This is a genomic window from Micromonospora sp. C51, from assembly GCF_018070435.1.
Lineage (GTDB): Bacteria > Actinomycetota > Actinomycetes > Mycobacteriales > Micromonosporaceae > Micromonospora > Micromonospora sediminimaris.
Window position 1 is genome coordinate 508,420 of record NZ_JAGPXQ010000001.1, and the last position, 17,526, is coordinate 525,945.

General features: G+C 70.0%; 14 protein-coding genes. 9 read left to right on the forward strand and 5 right to left on the reverse strand.

The window, feature by feature from the left end:
- The first annotated feature begins 79 nt into the window (after positions 1-79).
- The gene (locus KBX50_RS02340; protein WP_093407153.1) at positions 80-379 is read left to right on the forward strand and encodes a BON domain-containing protein; all 300 of its coding nucleotides are present in this window, start codon (positions 80-82) and stop codon (positions 377-379) included.
- A gap of 67 nt (positions 380-446) precedes the next feature.
- Here the strand turns inward: KBX50_RS02340 and KBX50_RS02345 are convergent, their stop codons facing one another.
- Positions 447-1,016 (reverse strand): STAS domain-containing protein, encoded by a 570-nt coding sequence (locus KBX50_RS02345; protein ID WP_210934167.1) that lies wholly within the window; start codon positions 1,014-1,016, stop codon positions 447-449.
- Positions 1,017-1,230: 214 nt separating this feature from the next.
- Here KBX50_RS02345 and KBX50_RS02350 point away from each other — a divergent pair, with 214 nt between their 5' ends.
- Positions 1,231-2,337: an L-dopachrome tautomerase-related protein gene (locus KBX50_RS02350; RefSeq protein ID WP_210934169.1), complete on the forward strand. Its 1,107-nt coding sequence runs from the start codon at positions 1,231-1,233 to the stop codon at positions 2,335-2,337.
- Between the two features lie 105 nt (positions 2,338-2,442).
- Positions 2,443-2,613 carry a hypothetical protein gene (locus KBX50_RS02355; protein WP_210934171.1) on the forward strand — a complete coding sequence of 57 codons (171 nt, stop codon included), beginning with the start codon at positions 2,443-2,445 and terminating at the stop codon, positions 2,611-2,613.
- 3 nt (positions 2,614-2,616) lie between these two features.
- Here KBX50_RS02355 and KBX50_RS02360 read toward each other — a convergent pair whose 3' ends face one another.
- Positions 2,617-4,254: a glycosyltransferase 87 family protein gene (locus KBX50_RS02360; protein WP_210934174.1), complete on the reverse strand. Its 1,638-nt coding sequence runs from the start codon at positions 4,252-4,254 to the stop codon at positions 2,617-2,619.
- A gap of 218 nt (positions 4,255-4,472) precedes the next feature.
- Here KBX50_RS02360 and KBX50_RS02365 point away from each other — a divergent pair, with 218 nt between their 5' ends.
- The 3 genes from KBX50_RS02365 (at position 4,473) to manD (ending at position 9,021) form a co-directional block, all read left to right on the forward strand.
- Positions 4,473-5,834, forward strand: coding sequence for a PHB depolymerase family esterase (locus KBX50_RS02365; RefSeq protein ID WP_210934177.1), 1,362 nt, complete (start codon positions 4,473-4,475; stop codon positions 5,832-5,834).
- Between the two features lie 192 nt (positions 5,835-6,026).
- Positions 6,027-7,634 carry an RICIN domain-containing protein gene (locus KBX50_RS02370; RefSeq protein WP_247672891.1) on the forward strand — a complete coding sequence of 536 codons (1,608 nt, stop codon included), beginning with the start codon at positions 6,027-6,029 and terminating at the stop codon, positions 7,632-7,634.
- 178 nt (positions 7,635-7,812) lie between these two features.
- A complete protein-coding gene (manD, locus tag KBX50_RS02375; protein ID WP_210934179.1) occupies positions 7,813-9,021 on the forward strand; it encodes a D-mannonate dehydratase ManD in 1,209 nt (402 codons plus the stop codon).
- A gap of 98 nt (positions 9,022-9,119) precedes the next feature.
- Here manD and KBX50_RS02380 read toward each other — a convergent pair whose 3' ends face one another.
- The 3 genes from KBX50_RS02380 to KBX50_RS02390 form a co-directional block, all read right to left on the reverse strand.
- Positions 9,120-10,562, reverse strand: coding sequence for an endo-1,4-beta-xylanase (locus KBX50_RS02380; protein ID WP_210934181.1), 1,443 nt, complete (start codon positions 10,560-10,562; stop codon positions 9,120-9,122).
- Positions 10,563-10,825: 263 nt separating this feature from the next.
- Entirely contained in the window at positions 10,826-11,872 is a 1,047-nt protein-coding gene (locus tag KBX50_RS02385; protein WP_210934183.1) for an acetylxylan esterase, read from the reverse strand.
- A 21-nt stretch (positions 11,873-11,893) separates the two neighbouring features.
- Entirely contained in the window at positions 11,894-12,925 is a 1,032-nt protein-coding gene (locus KBX50_RS02390) for a LacI family DNA-binding transcriptional regulator (RefSeq protein ID WP_210934185.1), read from the reverse strand.
- A gap of 295 nt (positions 12,926-13,220) precedes the next feature.
- Between KBX50_RS02390 and KBX50_RS02395 the strand changes: the two genes are divergently transcribed.
- From KBX50_RS02395 to KBX50_RS32600, 3 genes are read left to right on the forward strand one after another with little or no spacing between them, the layout of a single operon-like run.
- Positions 13,221-15,620: a glycoside hydrolase family 3 N-terminal domain-containing protein gene (locus tag KBX50_RS02395; RefSeq protein ID WP_247672892.1), complete on the forward strand. Its 2,400-nt coding sequence runs from the start codon at positions 13,221-13,223 to the stop codon at positions 15,618-15,620.
- Positions 15,617-16,597 carry a sugar ABC transporter permease gene (locus KBX50_RS02400; protein ID WP_210934186.1) on the forward strand — a complete coding sequence of 327 codons (981 nt, stop codon included), beginning with the start codon at positions 15,617-15,619 and terminating at the stop codon, positions 16,595-16,597. Before KBX50_RS02395 ends, KBX50_RS02400 begins: the two co-directional genes overlap by 4 nt.
- A complete protein-coding gene (locus KBX50_RS32600) occupies positions 16,594-17,526 on the forward strand; it encodes a carbohydrate ABC transporter permease (RefSeq protein WP_307870808.1) in 933 nt (310 codons plus the stop codon). The genes KBX50_RS02400 and KBX50_RS32600 overlap by 4 nt, the downstream gene beginning before the upstream one ends.

Sequence of the window (17,526 nt, forward strand, 5' to 3'; positions counted from 1 at the left end):
GGTCGTTGCGCAAGGTGGTGGTCGATCGAGACGGCGCGTCGGGTCGCCGGCATCAACGACGAAGGAGACCACTGTGGTGATGCCGTGGCCGTGGCCGATGCCCGACGATCACTCCTTCCGCGCGCTGTGGGACGAGCCACAGCATCACGACGAGGATGTCCGCCTCGCCGCCCTGGTCGCGCAGCGGCTGAGCGCCGACTGGTCGACCCGCAGGCAGCAGATCACGGTGATGGTGCAGAACCGGGTCGTGATCCTCACCGGCCTGGTCGCCAGCGCCGAGACCCGCCGCGCGGCCGGCGAGTTGGCCTGGGACATCGAGGGCGTGACGGATGTCTGCAACGCGCTACGGCTGGCCGGTCACCGGCGCGGTCGCCGCTGATGAACTTCGGCTCGTCCACGGTGCCACGGCACCGGTGCCGTGGACGAGCCGGATCCGGGCTGGTCGCCTACTCCGACGCGTCCGCTGCCGCCCGGTGGCTCTGCAAGCGGGCGAGCGCGTCGGCGCGGGTGTCCGCGACCGGGAACACCTCGTCCAGCCGGGTGACCCGGAGCACCTGACGGATCAGCGGCGAGGTCGACGCCACGCAGAGCTGTGCGCCGCGGTCAGCGGCGGCGCGATGGGCGCGAACGAGCAGCCCGAGCGCGGTGGAGTCGACAAGATCCGTCCCGCCGAGGTCCACCAGGACGTGCCCGCCCATGTCGGCCGCGTGCCCCAACGCCATGCCCAGCGTCTCGCCGGTGTCGACGTCGACGTCACCGGCGACGGTCACCACGGTGACTGCACCGAGGTGCTCGATGCCGAGGATCCCGCCGGGCACGCCGGCAGCGGCCGGGCCGAGTTGGGTGCAGTGCGCGCAGCGGTGCGGACCGTCGGCCAGCGGGGAACCGCTCCAGCCGTGCTCGGACACCAGCGGCCACACCACCTCCGCGTCGGAGTGCGTCCGCGGCCCGGCAACCGTGTCACCGCAGCTGTCACAGGTCAGGGTGACCAGGTGGTCATCGAGGACGACGGCCATGGCGCGCTCCTTCCCAGGTCGGAGGGGGTTGAGGTCCCAACCCTGCCGGGGCCAGGTGGCGGGCACCGCGCGGACACATGACGGTTGGGTGACGAATCGCCTTCCCGCTGCTTGCGGGTCGGATGGGCGACGTCGGCGCCGCGTATGTCGTCCGCTTTGCGACGATAGACGTAGAGCGATCAGTTGATCCCTGTGTGCGACGGGAGGTCGAAGGATGCGAAAGGCACTACCCACCGACGAACCGGTCGGCACCCTGGACGTGGTGCACCGGTTTTACGGCCCGATGCCCACCGGGGTGACCGTCTCGCACCGCGGTCGGATCTTCGTCAACTTTCCCCGCTGGGGCGACCAGGTGCCCGCCACCGTGGTGGAGTTGCGACGCGGGCGCGAGGTTCCCTACCCCGACCTGCGGTGGAACACACCGTCCGGCGACGACGACCCGTCCGCGTTCGTGTCGGTGCAGAGTGTGGTGGTCGACCCGGCCGACCGGCTCTGGGTGCTCGACACGGGCAGCCCGATGTTCCAGCCGACCTCGCCCGGCGGGCCGAAGCTGGTCCGCGTGGACCTGAGAACCGACACCGTCGCCCAGGTGATCACCTTCCCGCCCGAGGTGGTGCTGCCCACGTCGTACCTCAACGACGTGCGCTTCGACCTGCGCCGTGGGGAGGCCGGGCTGGCATACATCACCGACTCCGCCGATGGTGCCCCCAACGCCATCATCGTGGTCGACCTGGCCAGCGGGGCATCGTGGCGGCGACTCGACGACCACCCGTCCACGAAGGCCGCGCCGCTGGAGGACTTCCGTCCGGTGGTCGAGGGACGCCCGTTCCTGGTCCGGCCCCCGGACGCTCCCCCGCAGCCGGTGGGTGTCGGCGCCGATGGCATCGCGATCTCCGCCGACGGCACCCGGCTGTACTACTGCGCCCTCGCCACCCGCCGCTGGTACAGCGTCGCCGCCGACGCCTTGGCCGACCGCGCCCTGAGTGACGCGGAGGTCGCCGCGACGGTGATCGACGAGGGCGACAAGGGCGGCGGCGCCGACGGCCTGGAGTCCGACGACGCCGGCCGGATCTATCTCACCAACTACGAGCACAACGCGGTGCTGCGACGCCGGCCCGACGGCGAGTACGAGACCGTGGTGCACGACGCCCGGCTGCTCTGGCCGGACACGCTCAGCGTGGCCACCAACCGGCACCTCTACGTCATCGCCAACCAGGTGCACCGGCAGCCGCCGTTCAACCGCGGCCGGGACCTGCGACGCCGGCCGTACGCCCTGTTCCGGACCCGCATCGACGCGGGCCCGGTGCTGCTGCGACCGTGACGACCAGCACGCCCCGATCGGGTGGAAGCGGCAGCTGATCGGGGCGGCGGGCCGTGCGCCGCACCTAGCGTCGGAGGGAAATGCCGACGAGCTGAGGAGCGGGTCGTGACCGAGCCGGAGGAAGAACGCGAGAAGAGCGCGAAGACCGACCCGGTGCTGTTCTCCCCGGACGGCGACCCGCACCACAACCCAGCACAGACGCCGATACCGGACGAGCACCCGCCGGTGACGTACTCCCACGACGGCGACACCGACGTGATCGACGGCGAGCAGTAGCGGCTACCCGCCGGCGCGTACCGCGGCGGTCAGCTCGTCGTCGTAGCGGGCCAGGGCGCGTCCGTCGGCGGAGTAGGCGATCAGCTGCCCGTGCGCCATGGTGGCCGACCGGAACGAGAACGTCCGGACCCCGGGATAGGCGGCCAGCAGCGGGATGGTTCGCGGCGGACCGCCCGGAGCGGAGTGGTAGTCCAGCCGCGCCACCTGGTCCGAGACCACGCCGTTGACGCGCACCTTGGTCTTTTCGCTGCGGGTGCCGAAGGTGACCGGGGCATCGGTGCCGTAGCGGCCGCACTCCACCGGCCCCCGGCAGACGAAGAAGTACCGCGAGTTGACCACATCCGGGAGGCGGTACGCCTTGAAGGTGGGATCGGCCCCGGCGGGCAACGGCTGCACGGCGAAGAACGCCAGTGCGCCGAGAGACGCGACGCCGACCCGCAGCCACCCGCGCGGGAAGGCCCGGTTGGCATGGGTACGGGCGGTGGTGAGCGCGACCGCGCCGAACCCTGCCACGCAGAGCGCGACGGTCCCGATGGCACGGGCATTCTCGAAGAGGAACTGCACACCGGGTCGCATCGACACCGGGGCCAGCACCACACCCAGCGACAACACCATGCTGGCCAGCAGCAGGGCACCGGCGACCCGCCGGGCCACGCCGACGGCGCCCACCAGCAGCATCGCGGCCAGGACGGTCCACACCTGGTGGTGGGTCCAGGAGACCGGGGACGCGGCCACGGTGGCGCAGCCGACCAGCACGGCGGCGTGCCCCGGTCGCCCCAGCCGGGACAGCGCCCGCGCCCGGAGCAACGCCAGGGCGCAGATGACGGCCACCAGGGCGGCCCAGACCAGCGGAAGGGACCCCTCGTCCATGCCGATCCGAAGCAGCATCCCGTGCACCGACTGGTTGCCCAGCGACGCCAGGTTACCGATCCGGGAGGTCTGCGTGACCGTGCCCGCCCAGTAGGTCAGGCTCTCGGCGGGCAGCACGGCCAGGGCGAGCGCCGCGCAGCCGACGAAGGCGGCCAGCGCGCGGACGGCGTCGCGGTACCGGCCGCAGGCCAGGAAGTAGAGCACGAACAGCAGCGGCGTCAGTTTGATCGCCGCCGCCACGCCGATCAGCACACCGCGCATCCGCGACGGCGGCGCCATCCCGTCGAGCAGCGCCATCAACACGATGAAGATGCTCACCTGACCGAACCGCAGGTTGCTCTGCACCGGCGCGGCGATCATGAGCACCGTCGCGACCGCCGCGATGCTGACGGACGCCGACGCCGTCATGCGATTCCCGGCCGCGCCCCGGCTCGGCACGGCGGTGCGGCCCTCGGCCAGGGCGCGACCGACGGGTACGGCGATGGCGACCACGGCGGCACAGGTCGCCGCCAGCCAGAGCGCTTCGACCACGCCGAGCGGCACGGTCGTGATCGGCCAGAGCACGAGCGCCGCGAACGGCGGGTACGTGAACGGCCCGCCGTTCGGCGCCACGTACCCGTACAGCGGACGCCCGGCCCGCAGATCGGTCAACGCTCCGTGATAGATGTGCAGGTCGGACAGGCGGTCGGGGCGCCGCAGCACCAGCGCGACGGAGACCAGTGCCGCGACCGCGAATCCCACCCACAGCAGCGCCGCCCGACGATCCCGCATGGACAGAGAATAGATGTACCCGCGACCACTGGGCGCGAGGCGGCGCGCCGCTCGGCGCGGCCCCACCACCGCTCAGCGCGGCTGCCCCACCACACCTTGTGACGCCACGACGCAGGCGAAGAGAATCATCGATGTTCTGAGAGCCGGACGAGGTAGGGCACCGGGCAGCCCTCGATCGGAACACCACCATGTCCCCTTCCGTCCGGAGGACCCGTTCCATGAGAAAAGCGATCCGACTGTGGTGTGCCGCCCTGGCAACCATCGTCCTGACCGCGTTCGCCGCGCTGTCGCTCCCGACATCGGCGGCGGCGGCGACGCTGACCGAGGTGACGAACTTCGGCACCAACCCGAGCAACCTGCGCATGTACCTCTACGTACCGGACCGGGTCGCGCCACGGCCGGGCCTGCTGGTCGTGGCCCACTACTGCACCGGCAGCGGGCCCGCGATGTACTCGGGCACCCAGTACGCCCGCCTGGCCGACCAGTACGGCTTCATCGTCATCTACCCGTCGGTGACCCGCAGCAGCCAGTGCTTCGACGTCTACTCGCAGCAGGCGTTGCGTCGCGGCGGCGGCAGCGACCCGGTCGGCATCATGTCGATGGTGGAGCACGTCCGGAACCGCTACTCCGTGGATCCGGCCCGGATCGCCGCGACGGGCACCTCGTCCGGAGCGATGATGACGAACGTCCTGCTCGGGCTCTACCCCGACGTGTTCCGCGCCGGCGCGGCCTTCGCCGGGGTGCCCTTCGGCTGCTTCGCCACCACCGGCGGCTCGGAGTGGAACAGCGAGTGCGCCAACGGGCAGATCATCCGCACCCCGCAGCAGTGGGGAGACCTGGTCCGCAACGCCTATCCCGGGTACACCGGCCCACGGCCACGGATGCAGATCTGGCACGGCACCAACGACGAGATCCTGCGCTACCCGAACTTCGGCGAGCAGATCAAGCAGTGGACCAACCTGCACGGGCTGAGCCAGACCCCGACCTTCACCGACAGCCCGCAGTCCGGCTACACCAGGACCCGGTACGGCGGTTCCGGCGGTAACGCACCGGTCGAGGCGATCAGCATGCAGGGCGTGTCGCACAACCTGCCGGTCGACGCCGCGCAGGCGATCCGCTTCTTCGGGCTCGACGCCGGGCCCCCCACCCCGACGCCGACCAGCCCCACGCCCAGCCCCACGCCCACCCCCACCCCGACGCCGACGCCGACGCCGACGCCGACGGTGACTCCCACGCCGACGCCCACCACGCCGCCGCCGGGCACGGGCTGCCGGGTCGGCTACGCGGTGAACGCCTGGAACACCGGGCTGACCGCGTCGGCGACCATCACCAACACCGGTGCCACAGCGGTCAACGGATGGAACCTGGCGTTCACCCTGCCCGCCGGGCAGACCATCACGAACGGCTGGAACGCGACCTACTCGCCGACCTCCGGGGCGGTGACCGCCCGCAACGTCTCCTACAACGGCACCATCGCCCCCAACGGCTCGGTCACCATCGGATTCCAGGCCACCCACAGCGGCAACACCGCCAGCCCGTCCTCGTTCACCCTCAACGGCACTGCCTGCACGGTCAGCTGACCGTAGCCCTCGCCCGGATCGGCCCGGTGTCCGTACGGCTACCGCCGTACGGACACCGGCGTCGCCACTGCTCACTTGGTTTAGGCCAGACCGGAAGATATATTGCTGTCGATGCCAGGAAAGCGCTTGCTCTGCGTCGTTCACCACTCCGGCACGCGCTCCACCACCGCACTCGCACCCGGAGGAACCCGCATGCTGCTCAGGACAGGAAGACGAACGGCTCGGCGCTGGCTGGTCGCCGTCAGCACGTTGGCGCTGGTCGGCGCCGGCGTGACGGTGGCCTCGCCGAGCGCCCAGGCCGCGACGGTCGATCCCAACGCCACCTACGTGTTCGTCAACCGGCACAGCGGCAAGGCGATGGATGTGTGGAACTGGTCCACCGCCGACAATGCCCCGATCAACCAGTACGCCCGCAACGACGCCGCCGTGCAGCAGTGGCGGTTCGTCGACGTGGGAAGCGGCTACTACCAGGTCCGCTCCGTGCACAGCGGCAAGGTCCTCGAACTGCCGAACGCCAACGACGGTGTCCAACTCGTGCAGAACGCCGCGGCCAGCGGCAACACCCGCCAGCACTTCCGACTCGCCGACTCCGCCGGTGGGTACGTCCGGTTCGTCAACCGGCACTCCAACAAGGTTCTCGACGTGTGGGGCTGGTCCACCGCCGACGGCGGCATGATCTCGCAGTACCAGGACCACGACGGCGCCAACCAGCAGTGGCAGCTGGTCACCCTGGGAGGTGGCAACGGCAACGGCTGCGGCAGCGGCTCGTTCCAGGCCGAGGCGGTGCTCAACGGCGGCACCTGGACCGCCCGCAACGGCGGCAGCACGGTCTACACCGGCAGCGACATGCGGTCCGCCGTGCAGGCCGCGGTGAACAGCCTCAGCGCCGGCCGGACCAGCAAGCAACGGGTCGTGGTACGCGGTTCCGGCTCGATCAGCGCCGGCTCGCGCATCTCCCTGCCGAGCTACACGACGATCGACGTCTGCGGCACGATCAACGTGACCGGTTCCGGCTCCGGTGACCAGGCACCGATCTACTCGCGCGGCACCACTCAGGTCGAGGTGCAGAATCTCACCGTCACCGGCGCGCCCCTCTACGGCATCTTCATGCGCAACGTCACGAACGTGATCCTCGGCCAGATCGACCTGCGCCTGTCCAGCGGCCTGGGCGTACGCATCGACAACCGGGGCGACACCAGCCAGTGGACGCGCAACGTCCGCATCGACAACGTTTACGTCTCCGGCACCAGCACCCACGGCGTCGAGACGTACGGCGTGGACGGCCTCACCGTGGGCACGGTGACCGCCCGCAACGTCGGCGGTTCCGGCCTGCTGCTCAACGAGACCATCAACGCGACCGTGACCACCGTCGACGCGGAGAACGCCGGCACCGGCACCGGCTACGCGGCGTTCCGCACCGCCAACCGCGCCGGGCGGATCGGCTCCGGTTACCCGATCAACATTCGGGTCGACACCGTACGGGCACGCGGCGGCGGCCGGGGCGTCTTCTGCGTCTCCGAGTCCGGCGGCGTGGCGGTCAACCGGGTCGACATCGCCAACACCGGCAACAACGCGATCCTGATCGAGAACTGCTACGGCGTGGACATCGCGGCCGGCGGCGGCACCATCAGCGGGGGCGGGGAGGTTCGACTGGCGGCGCGGACGGAGTTCCCCGGCAACCGCGACATCACCCTGCGCAACTTCACCCTGGTCAACAGTCGGATCCTGGAGAGCCCCTGCACGACCAACCTGACCATCAGCAACATCACCCTCAACAATTCGAGCATCAACCGCTGCTGACCGTGCCCAGGTCGCCCGCACCCGTCCCGGCGGTCCGTCAACGGACCGCCGGGCTCGCGGGGCGCGTCGGGCAGGTAAGGCGACCGAACGGCCGCACGCTCGGAGTTGGTTGACAGATCATGGGGGTGATCCCAGACTGGCTCGCGTCGATGCCGTCGGCCACCGGTGAGGAGCCTGGATGAAGATCGCCGATGCCCGGGTCATCGTCACCTGTCCCGGCCGGAACTTCGTGACGTTGAAGCTCGTGACGGACGACGGGGTGACCGGGGTCGGCGATGCCACCCTCACCGGCCGGGAGATCGCGGTCGCGAGTTACCTGACCGAGCACGTCGTACCGCTGTTGATCGGTCGGGAGGCCGACCGGATCGAGGACACCTGGCAGTACCTGTACCGGGGCGCGTACTGGCGGCGCGGCCCGGTGACGATGAGCGCCATCGCGGCGGTGGACACCGCGCTGTGGGACATCAAGGGCAAGGTGGCCGGGCTGCCGGTGTACCAACTGCTGGGCGGTCGCAGCCGCGACGGGGTCACCGTCTACGGCCACGCGAACGCGCCCACGGTGGACGGCCTGCTCGCCGAGATGGCCCGCCACCTCGATCTCGGGTACCGCGCGATCCGGGTGCAGTGCGGCGTGCCCGGGCTGGCCGACACCTACGGCGTGGCCCAGGACGGCGCGGCCTATCAGCCGACGGGCGCGGCCGTCCCGGCCGAGACCGTGTGGAACAGCGAACGCTACCTCACCCATGTGCCGTCGGTCTTCGCCCAGGTACGCAGCGAGTTCGGGCCGGAGGTGAAGCTGCTGCACGACGTGCACCACCGGCTCACCCCGATCGAGGCCGCCCGGCTGGGCAAAGCCCTGGAGCCGTACGCGCTGACCTGGCTGGAGGACCCGGTGCCGGCGGAGTTGCAGGAGGGCTTCCGGCTGATCCGCCAGCACACCACCACGCCGATCGCCGTCGGCGAGGTCTTCAACAGCATCTGGGACTGCCAGCAGCTCATCACCGAGCAGCTCATCGACTACGTGCGGGCCACCGTCGTGCACGCGGGGGGCATCACCCATCTACGTCGGATCTTCGACCTCGCCCACCTGTACCACGTACGCAGCGGGTCGCACGGCACCACCACGCTGTCCCCGGTGTGCCTGGCCGCGGCTTTGCATCTCGACATCAGCATCCCCAACTTCGGTCTACAGGAGTATCTGCCGCACACCGAGGCGACCGACGCGGTCTTCCCGCACTCGTACCGCTTCGCCGACGGTTGCCTGCACCCGTCGGAGGAGCCGGGGCTCGGCGTCGACATCGACGAGGAGTTGGCGGCGCGGCACCCGTACCGCCCGGCTTCGCTGCCGGTGAACCGGTTGGAGGACGGCACCCTACACAACTGGTGACGTGGCGCTCGGCCTGAACCGCTGAGCCAGGTGGCACCTGGTGCGCCAAAGGCCCGGCGCGGACATGTCCGCGCCGGGCCCGATGTGGTGCTGACGGATCAGCTCCCGGAGCAGGCGAGGCTACCGGATGGCCCGGTACCGGTGCCCTGGAAGCCGAAGCTGGCGGTGCCGCCGGCGGCGACACTACCGTTGTAGCTGACGTTGCGGAACGTCACATTGCCACTGGTACCGCTGGGGTTGGCGTTCCACGTGTTGGTCAACGAGCTACCGCCCGGAAGCCCGATGGTCACCGCCCAGCCGTTCAAACTGCTGGAACCTGCGGTGACCCGGATCTGAGCGACGAAGCCACCGTTCCACTGGTCCAGCGACGCCACCGATGCGGTGCATCCGGATCCACCGGGCGGCGGGGTGCTCGGCGGCGGAGTCGTGGGCGGCGGGGTGCTCGGCGGCGGGCTCGTCGGCGGCGGGGTGGTGGGCGGCGGGGTGGTCCCGCCCGCGTTCAGGGCTTCAAGCGTCGCGTTGTACGCCTGCTTCTTGTTGCCGTTGTTGTCGAACAGCAGCGGGGTGCCGTACGAGCGCCACGAGTCGCTGTCCCGGATGCCCCACACAGTGATGCCGTTGCACCGCGGGACCGCGAGGCAGTCCTGGACCACCCGACGGTACGTGTCCGCCTGCTGGGTGCCGGAGCCTTCGATGTCCAGCTCGGTGATCTGCACGTCCACGCCGAGGGCGGCGAAGCTGGACAGCGTGGTGCGGTAGTTGCTGTTGTACGCCGACTGGGCGTTGAAGTGCGACTGGAACCCGACGCAGTCGATCGGCACGCCACGCTGCTTGAAGTCCTGCACCATCCGGTACACGGCCTGGGTCTTGGCCCAGGTCCAGTTGTCGGTGTTGTAGTCGTTGTAGCAGAGCTTGGCGCCCGGGTCGGCGGCCCGGGCGGCCCGGAACGCGGCCTCGATCCAGTCGTTGCCGGTGCGCTGCAGGTTCGAGTCCCGCCGCGCGCCGTTGTTGCCGTCGTCGAACGCCTCGTTCACCACGTCCCACGAGTCGATCTTGCCGCGGTAGTAGGTCGCGACCTGGGTGACGTGGTTGAGCATCGCGTTTCGCAACGCGGTGCCCGACATGTTCCGCATCCACTCGGGCTGCTGCGAGTGCCAGGCCAGGGTGTGACCCCGGACCTTCCAGCCCCGGGACAGGGCGTGGTTGACGATCCGGTCCGCGTTCGTGTAGGTGAACCGCCCCTGCTGCGGCTCGAGTGCGTCGATCTTCATCTCGTTCTCGGCCGTGACCGAGTTGAACTCACGGTTGAGGATGCCGACGTAGGTGGAGTCGGAGAGCTTGTTCGCCGCCACCGCGGCGCCGAAGTACCGGCCGGACTGGGCCGCGGCCGCACCGAGGGTGGACTCGGCAGCCTGGGCGCTGGAGGTCACCACCATGCTGGTGGCGACGAGGGCGAGACCGACTGCGGCCGAGACCAGCGCGGCGCGCGATCGCAGTCGGGTAGCCGGCCGCCCGCTGGCGCGGGCGTGGGCGTTGTTCATGGCATGAGCCTTTCGACGAAGCCGTGCTGATGAGAAGCCGGCCCCGACTACTGCCCAACACGATGGCCCTCCGTCGCCGACGCGGTCGCCCGGATGCCGCGTCGGCCGGTGCACTCAGCCGGCCATCATGAGTAGATCGAGGCTGTTGTATCGAAAACCTTATCGAAACAGGTCCGAAAGCTCAACGCGCCGCCGCACTCTTTGACCGTTCGTCCCCGTCCCGATCCGACTCCGCTGTCGTCGGCGCGCCACCGGGAATGTGGTCATGCCGGTGAGATCAGAGCCCTCGAAAGTTTCGGGCCGACCGACCGATCCGTGGTGTCCTCGCCGAGCACGTCAGCCAGCCAGCGCAGCTGGCGCCGCACCTGGGTGGCGTCGCCGTGTTCGTGGCCGTTGAACGGATAGACGTGCATCGTGCGCTCGGGTGGCGGACCACCGGCGGCGGCACCGTAGTGGTTGTAGGCGGCGAACCCGGTGCTCGGCGGGCACACCATGTCCCGCAGCCCGATGCCGAAGTGGACCGGCGCATTGGCCCGACGGGCGAAGCTGACCCCGTCGACGTATGACAGCGTGCGGCGTACGGCCGGCTCCGCGTCGCGGTTGACCGCGAGGTAGTTGACGATCTCGCCGTACACGCCGACCTCGGTGATTTCCAGGGCCCGCTGCGGGTGGCAGAGGAACGGCGCGGTGGTGAGCACGGCGGCGAGGTCACCGACCAGCCCGGCGACCGCGAGGGACAACCCACCGCCCTGGCTGTTGCCGGCTGCCACCACCCGGTGCGGGTCGACTCCCGGCAGAGCACGGGCCGCCTGGACCGCCCGCACCGCGTCGGTGATGAGCCGACGGTAGTAGTAGCCCTCCGGGGTCATGATGCCGCGGGTCACCGGCGAGGGCCCACCGGCCGCCTCACCGTGCGGGTCCGGCGTGTCCCCCGCGCCGTACTGGCCGGACTGTCCCCTGGCGTCCATCAGCAGGTGGGCGTAGCCGGCAACCGGCCAGGTCAAACGTTCGTGTGGCAGGCCCCGGCCACGGCCGTAGCCGACGTACTCCACGATCACCGGCAGCGCCTCGTCGACCCCGGCCGGGCGGTTGTACCAGGCCCGGACCGGGTCGCCGGCGAAGCCGGCGAAGGTGACGTCCCAGCTGTCCACCAGGCGCAGGTCGGTCGGTTCGGGCCGGAGGTCGAGCAGCACCGGCGACTGGGTCGACGCGTCCAGGGTGGACTGCCAGAACGTGTCGAAGTCGGCGGGCTCGGCCACGGGCGGCGTGTACTGGCGCAACTGGTCCAGCGGGAGGTCGAACAGGGGCATGGCTCCTCGCAGCGGGCTCGGTCATGAATGTGAGGGCGGCGCGGTGCTCTCCCGGATCACCAGCTCGGCGACCAGGTCTATCCGGCTGGTGGGCAGGGCGTTGCCGCGCGCGAGGTCGAGCAGCATCTGGGTGGCGGTGCCGGCCATGTCGCGCAGCGGCTGATTGACCGTGGTCAGGGCCGGACCGACCCAGGCCGAGAGTGGCAGGTTGTCGTAGCCGACCACCGACACGTCGCCGGGAACGTCGAGGCCGAGCTGCCGGGCCGCCCGCAACACCCCCAACGCCTGCAGGTCGGAGCCGGCGAAGATCGCCGACGGCCGGTCGGGCCGACTGAGCAGCTCGATGCCGTGGGTGTAGCCGGCGTCGAGGTGGAAGTTGCCATGGCGGACCAGCGTGGCATCGATCGGGACGCCGAGCTCCTCATGGGCACAACGGAAGCCGGCCGTGCGGGCCCGGGCACAGAGCACGTCCCGTGGGCCGGAGATGACCGCGATCCGGCGGTGCCCGAGATCCAACAGGTGCCGGGTGGCGATCAGCCCGCCGTTCCAGTTGTTCGAGCCGACGGTGGGCACGGAGGCCACGCTGGCGCTGTCGGTGTCGATGACGACCACGGGGATCGACTGGCGCTGCAACTGTTGCCGCTGCGGTTCGGTGAGGTTGCACATGACCAGCAACACCCCGAGGGGGCGCCGGGCGACCGCCGCGTCGACCCAGGACTGCGGTGGCCTACGAGCGGCACTGAGCTGCGACAGCATCACGTTCACCCCGGTGAGGGCGGCGACCGCCTCGACACCCCTGATGATCTCCAGGGCCCAGTCGGAACCGAACTCGTGGAACACCAGGTCGATCTGGCCCTCTCCGGGGGCCCGACGGGAGCGCCGACGGTAGCGGTGCCGTTGCAAGCTGGCCTCGACGCGCGCCCGGGTCACGGCGGCCACGTCCGACCGTCCGTTGAGGACCTTCGAGACGGTGGCCGAGGAGACGCCGACCTCCCGCGCGATGGTCGCGATGGTCGCGGAGCCGAGCGCTGCCGGAGAACGCTTCTCTGCCATCGGATCCTCTGCAACGATTCCGAAAATTTCGGAGACTGTAGCACGCATCGAACCGGCGGAAGGTGACCCAAGTCGATGCTGCCCACTCGCGGCGATGAATACGGGCAATCGCTTACCAGCACGGCAAGTAGGGCCTGAACAGTCTTTCCACGGCTCTTGACATGCCCTGTCGACGCGCTTAGGTTCCCCGACACAGGTGTCCGACTGGTTTCCGAAAATTTCGATAATCGCCGTGCTGCACGGCGGTCGGCGTGGCCTGCCGGGAGACCTCCCGGCCCCGGCCGGAGGGGTTCGCATGACAAGTCAGCTGCCCGTCGACGACCGATTGGCGTCCGAGCGCGCCGATCGTTGGCGTGATCCGAAGCTGCGACCCGACGAACGGGCCGATGCGCTCATCCCGCTGATGTCGCTGGAAGAGAAGCTCGCTCAGCTGGTCGGCCTCTGGGTCGGTGCGGACGCCTCCGGTGAGGGCGTCGCTCCCCATCAGACCGACATGGTCGAGCACACCCCGCCGTGGTCGGAGGCGATCCGGCACGGCCTGGGGCAGTTGACGCGGCCGTTCGGAACCGCGCCGGTCGATCCGGTCCTCGGCGTGCGTTCCCTGGCCGCGTCGCAGGCGCAGATCGTTGCGGCAAACCGGTTCGGCATCCCGGCGCAGGTGCACGAGGAGTGCCTCACCGGCTTCGCCGCCTGGCGGGCGACCGTCTACCCGACGCCGCTGAGCTGGGGCGCGGCCTTCGACCCGGAGCTGGTCGAGGAGATGGCCACGCTGATCGGCCGGTCGATGCGGGCCGCCGGTGTCCATCAGGGACTCGCACCGGTGCTGGACGTCACTCGCGACTACCGCTGGGGGCGCACCGAGGAGACGATCGCCGAGGATCCGTACCTGGTCGGCACGGTCGGCGCGGCGTACGTGCGCGGGTTGGAGCGGGCCGGCGTGGTGGCGACGTTGAAGCACTTCGCCGGCTACTCGGCGTCGCGCGGCGGCCGGAACCTGGCACCGACTGCGATGGGGCGCCGGGAACTGGCCGACGTGATCCTGCCGCCCTTCGAGATGGCCCTGCGCCTCGGTGGGGCGCGGTCGGTGATGAACTCGTACGCCGAAATCGACGGTGTGCCGGCGGCGGCCGACGAGGATCTGCTCACCCGGACGCTGCGGGAGCAGTGGGGCTTCGACGGGGTGCTGGTCGCCGACTACTTCGCCGTCCGGTTCCTGGAGACCCTGCACGGTGTCGCCGCCGACGCGGCGGCGGCGGCGCGGCTGGCGCTACGGGCCGGCATCGACGTCGAGCTGCCCACCGTGGATGCCTACGGCGCGCCCCTGGCGGCGGCGGTACGCTCCGGCGAGGTCAGCGAGGGCCTGGTCGACCGGGCGCTGCGGCGGGTGCTGATTCAGAAGATCGAGCTGGGGCTGCTCGACGAGGACTGGCAGGAGTTGCCGGCGGATGTCGAGGCGCTGCGCTTCGACGACGAGGCCAATCAGGCCGTCGCCCTGCGGCTGGCCCGCCAGTCCGTCGTTCTGCTCCGCAACCGGGACGGGCTGCTGCCCCTCGCCGATCACCAGCGGGTCGCCCTGGTCGGCCCGGTCGCGGACGACGCGATGGCGATGCTCGGCTGCTACACGTTCCCGCTGCACGTCGGGGTGCACCACCCCGAACACGGCATCGGGGTCGAGATCCCCTCCCTGCGCGAGGCGCTTGCACGGCGGCATCCGCAGCTGACCCACGTACCGGGTACCGACATCACCGGCGACGACACCTCGGGCATCGCGGCGGCGGTTCAGGCGGCCGCCGACGCTGACGTCTGCGTCCTGGCCGTCGGCGACCGGGCCGGCATGTTCGGCCGGGGCACGTCCGGCGAGGGCTGCGACGCGGTCGATCTTGAGCTGCCCGGAGTGCAGGCGGAACTGGTACGCGCGGTGCTGGCCACCGGGACGCCGGTCGTCCTGGTGGTCCTCTCCGGCCGCCCGTACGCCTTGGGCGACGCGGCGGACAGCGCGAGCGCCATCGTGCAGGCGTTCTTCCCCGGCCAGCTCGGCGGTCAGGCGTTGGCCGAGATCCTCACCGGCGCGGTCGATCCGTCGGGGAGGCTGCCGGTCAGCGTGCCCCGGCACGCCGGTGGGCTGCCCGGCACCTACCTCACCCCCATCCTGGGCCAGCGGTCGACGGTGTCCTCGGTGGACCCGACGCCGGCGTTCCCGTTCGGCCACGGTCTCAGCTACACCACCTTCGAGTGGAACGACGCCGAGGTCAGCGACGCGCCGGGTGGCGGCACCGGGGAGCCGACGGCCTGGCCGGTCGACGGGGAGGTGACCGTCGGCGTCACGGTCCGCAACACCGGCGCCCGGGCCGGCACCGAGGTGGTTCAGCTCTACCTGCACGATCCGGTGGCGCAGACCACGCGCCCGGTGGTGCGCCTGATCGGTTACGCGCGGGTCCCGGTGGAGCCCGGCGGAATGGCTCGGGTCAGCTTCACGGTCCCTGCCGACGTCACCTCGTTCACCGGGCTGCACGGCCGGCGGGTGGTCGAGCCCGGCGAGGTACAGCTGCGGCTCAGCCGCTCCAGCGGTGACGTGGTGGCGGGCCTGGCTCTGCGGCTGGAGGGCGGCGAGCGCGAGGTCGGTCACCACCGCGAACTACTGTCCCGGGTACGCGTCGAACCAGTCGCCGGGCCCGCGCCGGAGGGCCGGCCATGAGTAGCGTGACCACCCTGACCTCGTCGGCGTCCAGCCCCGACACGGCGACGCCGAGCCCACGGCCACGCGCCGCCCGGCAGCCCTGGCGGCGCGCGCTGCGGCGCGACTGGCAGCTGTACTCGCTGGCGGTCCTGCCGCTGCTGTTCTTCCTGATCTTCCGGTACCTGCCGATGCTGGGCAACATCATCGCCTTCCGCCGGTTTCAGCCCGGCGGCAACATCTTCGGCGAGTACTGGGTCGGGCTGCGGTACTTCAAGATGTTCCTCAACGATCCGACGTTCTGGAACGTCTTCACCAACACGCTGGTGCTGGGTGCGCTGACCCTGCTGTTCTGCTTCCCGCTGCCGATCGTGCTGGCACTGCTGCTCAACGAGGTACGGGCCCGCAAGCTCAAGCGCTTCGTGCAGTCGGTGTCCTACCTGCCGCACTTCCTGTCCATCGTGATCGTGGCAGCCATCGTCATGCAGCTGCTGCAGGTGGACGGCACGGTCAACCAGCTCGTCCGCGCCAGTGGCGGCGAGGCCATCCCGTTCCTGCAACGGCCGGAGTGGTTCCGCACCATCTACGTCTCCTCGGAGGTCTGGCAGACCGTCGGCTGGGGCACGATCCTCTACCTGGCAGCACTCACCACCATCGACGAGGACCTCTACGAGGCGGCCCGCATCGATGGCGCCAACCGTTGGCGGCAGACCTGGCACGTCACGCTGCCGGGCATCCGCCCCACGATGGTGACGTTGCTGATCCTCAACATCGGCGCCTTCATGGCGGTCGGCTTCGAGAAGATCCTGCTGCTGTACAACCCGCTGACCTATCCGACCGCGGACGTGATCTCCACCTACCTGTTCCGGATGGGCTTCCAGTCCAGCAACTTCAGCTACGCCGCCGCGATCGGGCTGTTCGAGGCGGTGATCGGGTTGATCCTGGTCGTCTCGGCGAACCTGATCGCCCGCCGCACGGTGGGGACGAGCCTGTGGTGACCGTCGACACCGCCGAGCGGCCCACCGAGTCCACGCCCCGCCCCCGTCGCCGGGGCATCAAGGAGACCCGGGGCTACCGGGTGTTCCAGGTGGTCAACGGGATCATCCTGACCCTCGTGGTGGTGGTGACGCTCTACCCGTTCGTCAACATCGTGGCTCGTTCGATGAGCGACGAGGCGTACATCATCGCCGGCCAGGTGAATCTCGTACCGCGTGGGTTCACCTTGGAGACGTACCAGCTGCTGATGTCCGACTCGCTGTTCTGGACGAACTATCGCAACACCGTGTTCTATACGGTCACCGCCACGGTCATCTCGATCGTGATGACCACCTGCTACGCGTACGTGCTGTCGAAGAAACAGCTCAAGGGACGCGGGGTGCTGATCGGCATCGCGGTCTTCACCATGTTCTTCACCGGCGGCCTCATTCCCAACTACGTCCTGGTCACCAGCCTGGGCCTGAAGAACAGCGTCTGGGCCATCGCGCTCCCCAACGCCATCAACGTGTTCAACCTGTTGGTCATGAAGGCGTTCTTCGAGAGCCTGCCGACGGAGCTGGAGGAGGCCGCCGCGGTCGACGGGCTCAACACGTACGGCATCCTGCTGCGGATCGTGCTGCCGCTGTCGAAGGCCATCGTCGCCACGATGGTGCTCTTCTACGCGGTGGCCTTCTGGAACTCCTGGTTCGCGGCCTTCCTCTACATGGACCGGCAGGAACTCTGGCCGGTCACCGTGTACCTGCGAAACCTGATCGCCGGTGCCACCGGCGCGGAGAACGTCGGGGCGATCACCGAGGCCAACGAGGTACAGGCCGAGGCGACGCTCAAGGCCGTGACCATCGTGCTCACCACTCTGCCGATCCTCCTGGTCTATCCCTTCGTCCAGCGGTATTTCGTCCGGGGCATCATGCTCGGCGCGGTCAAGGGCTGA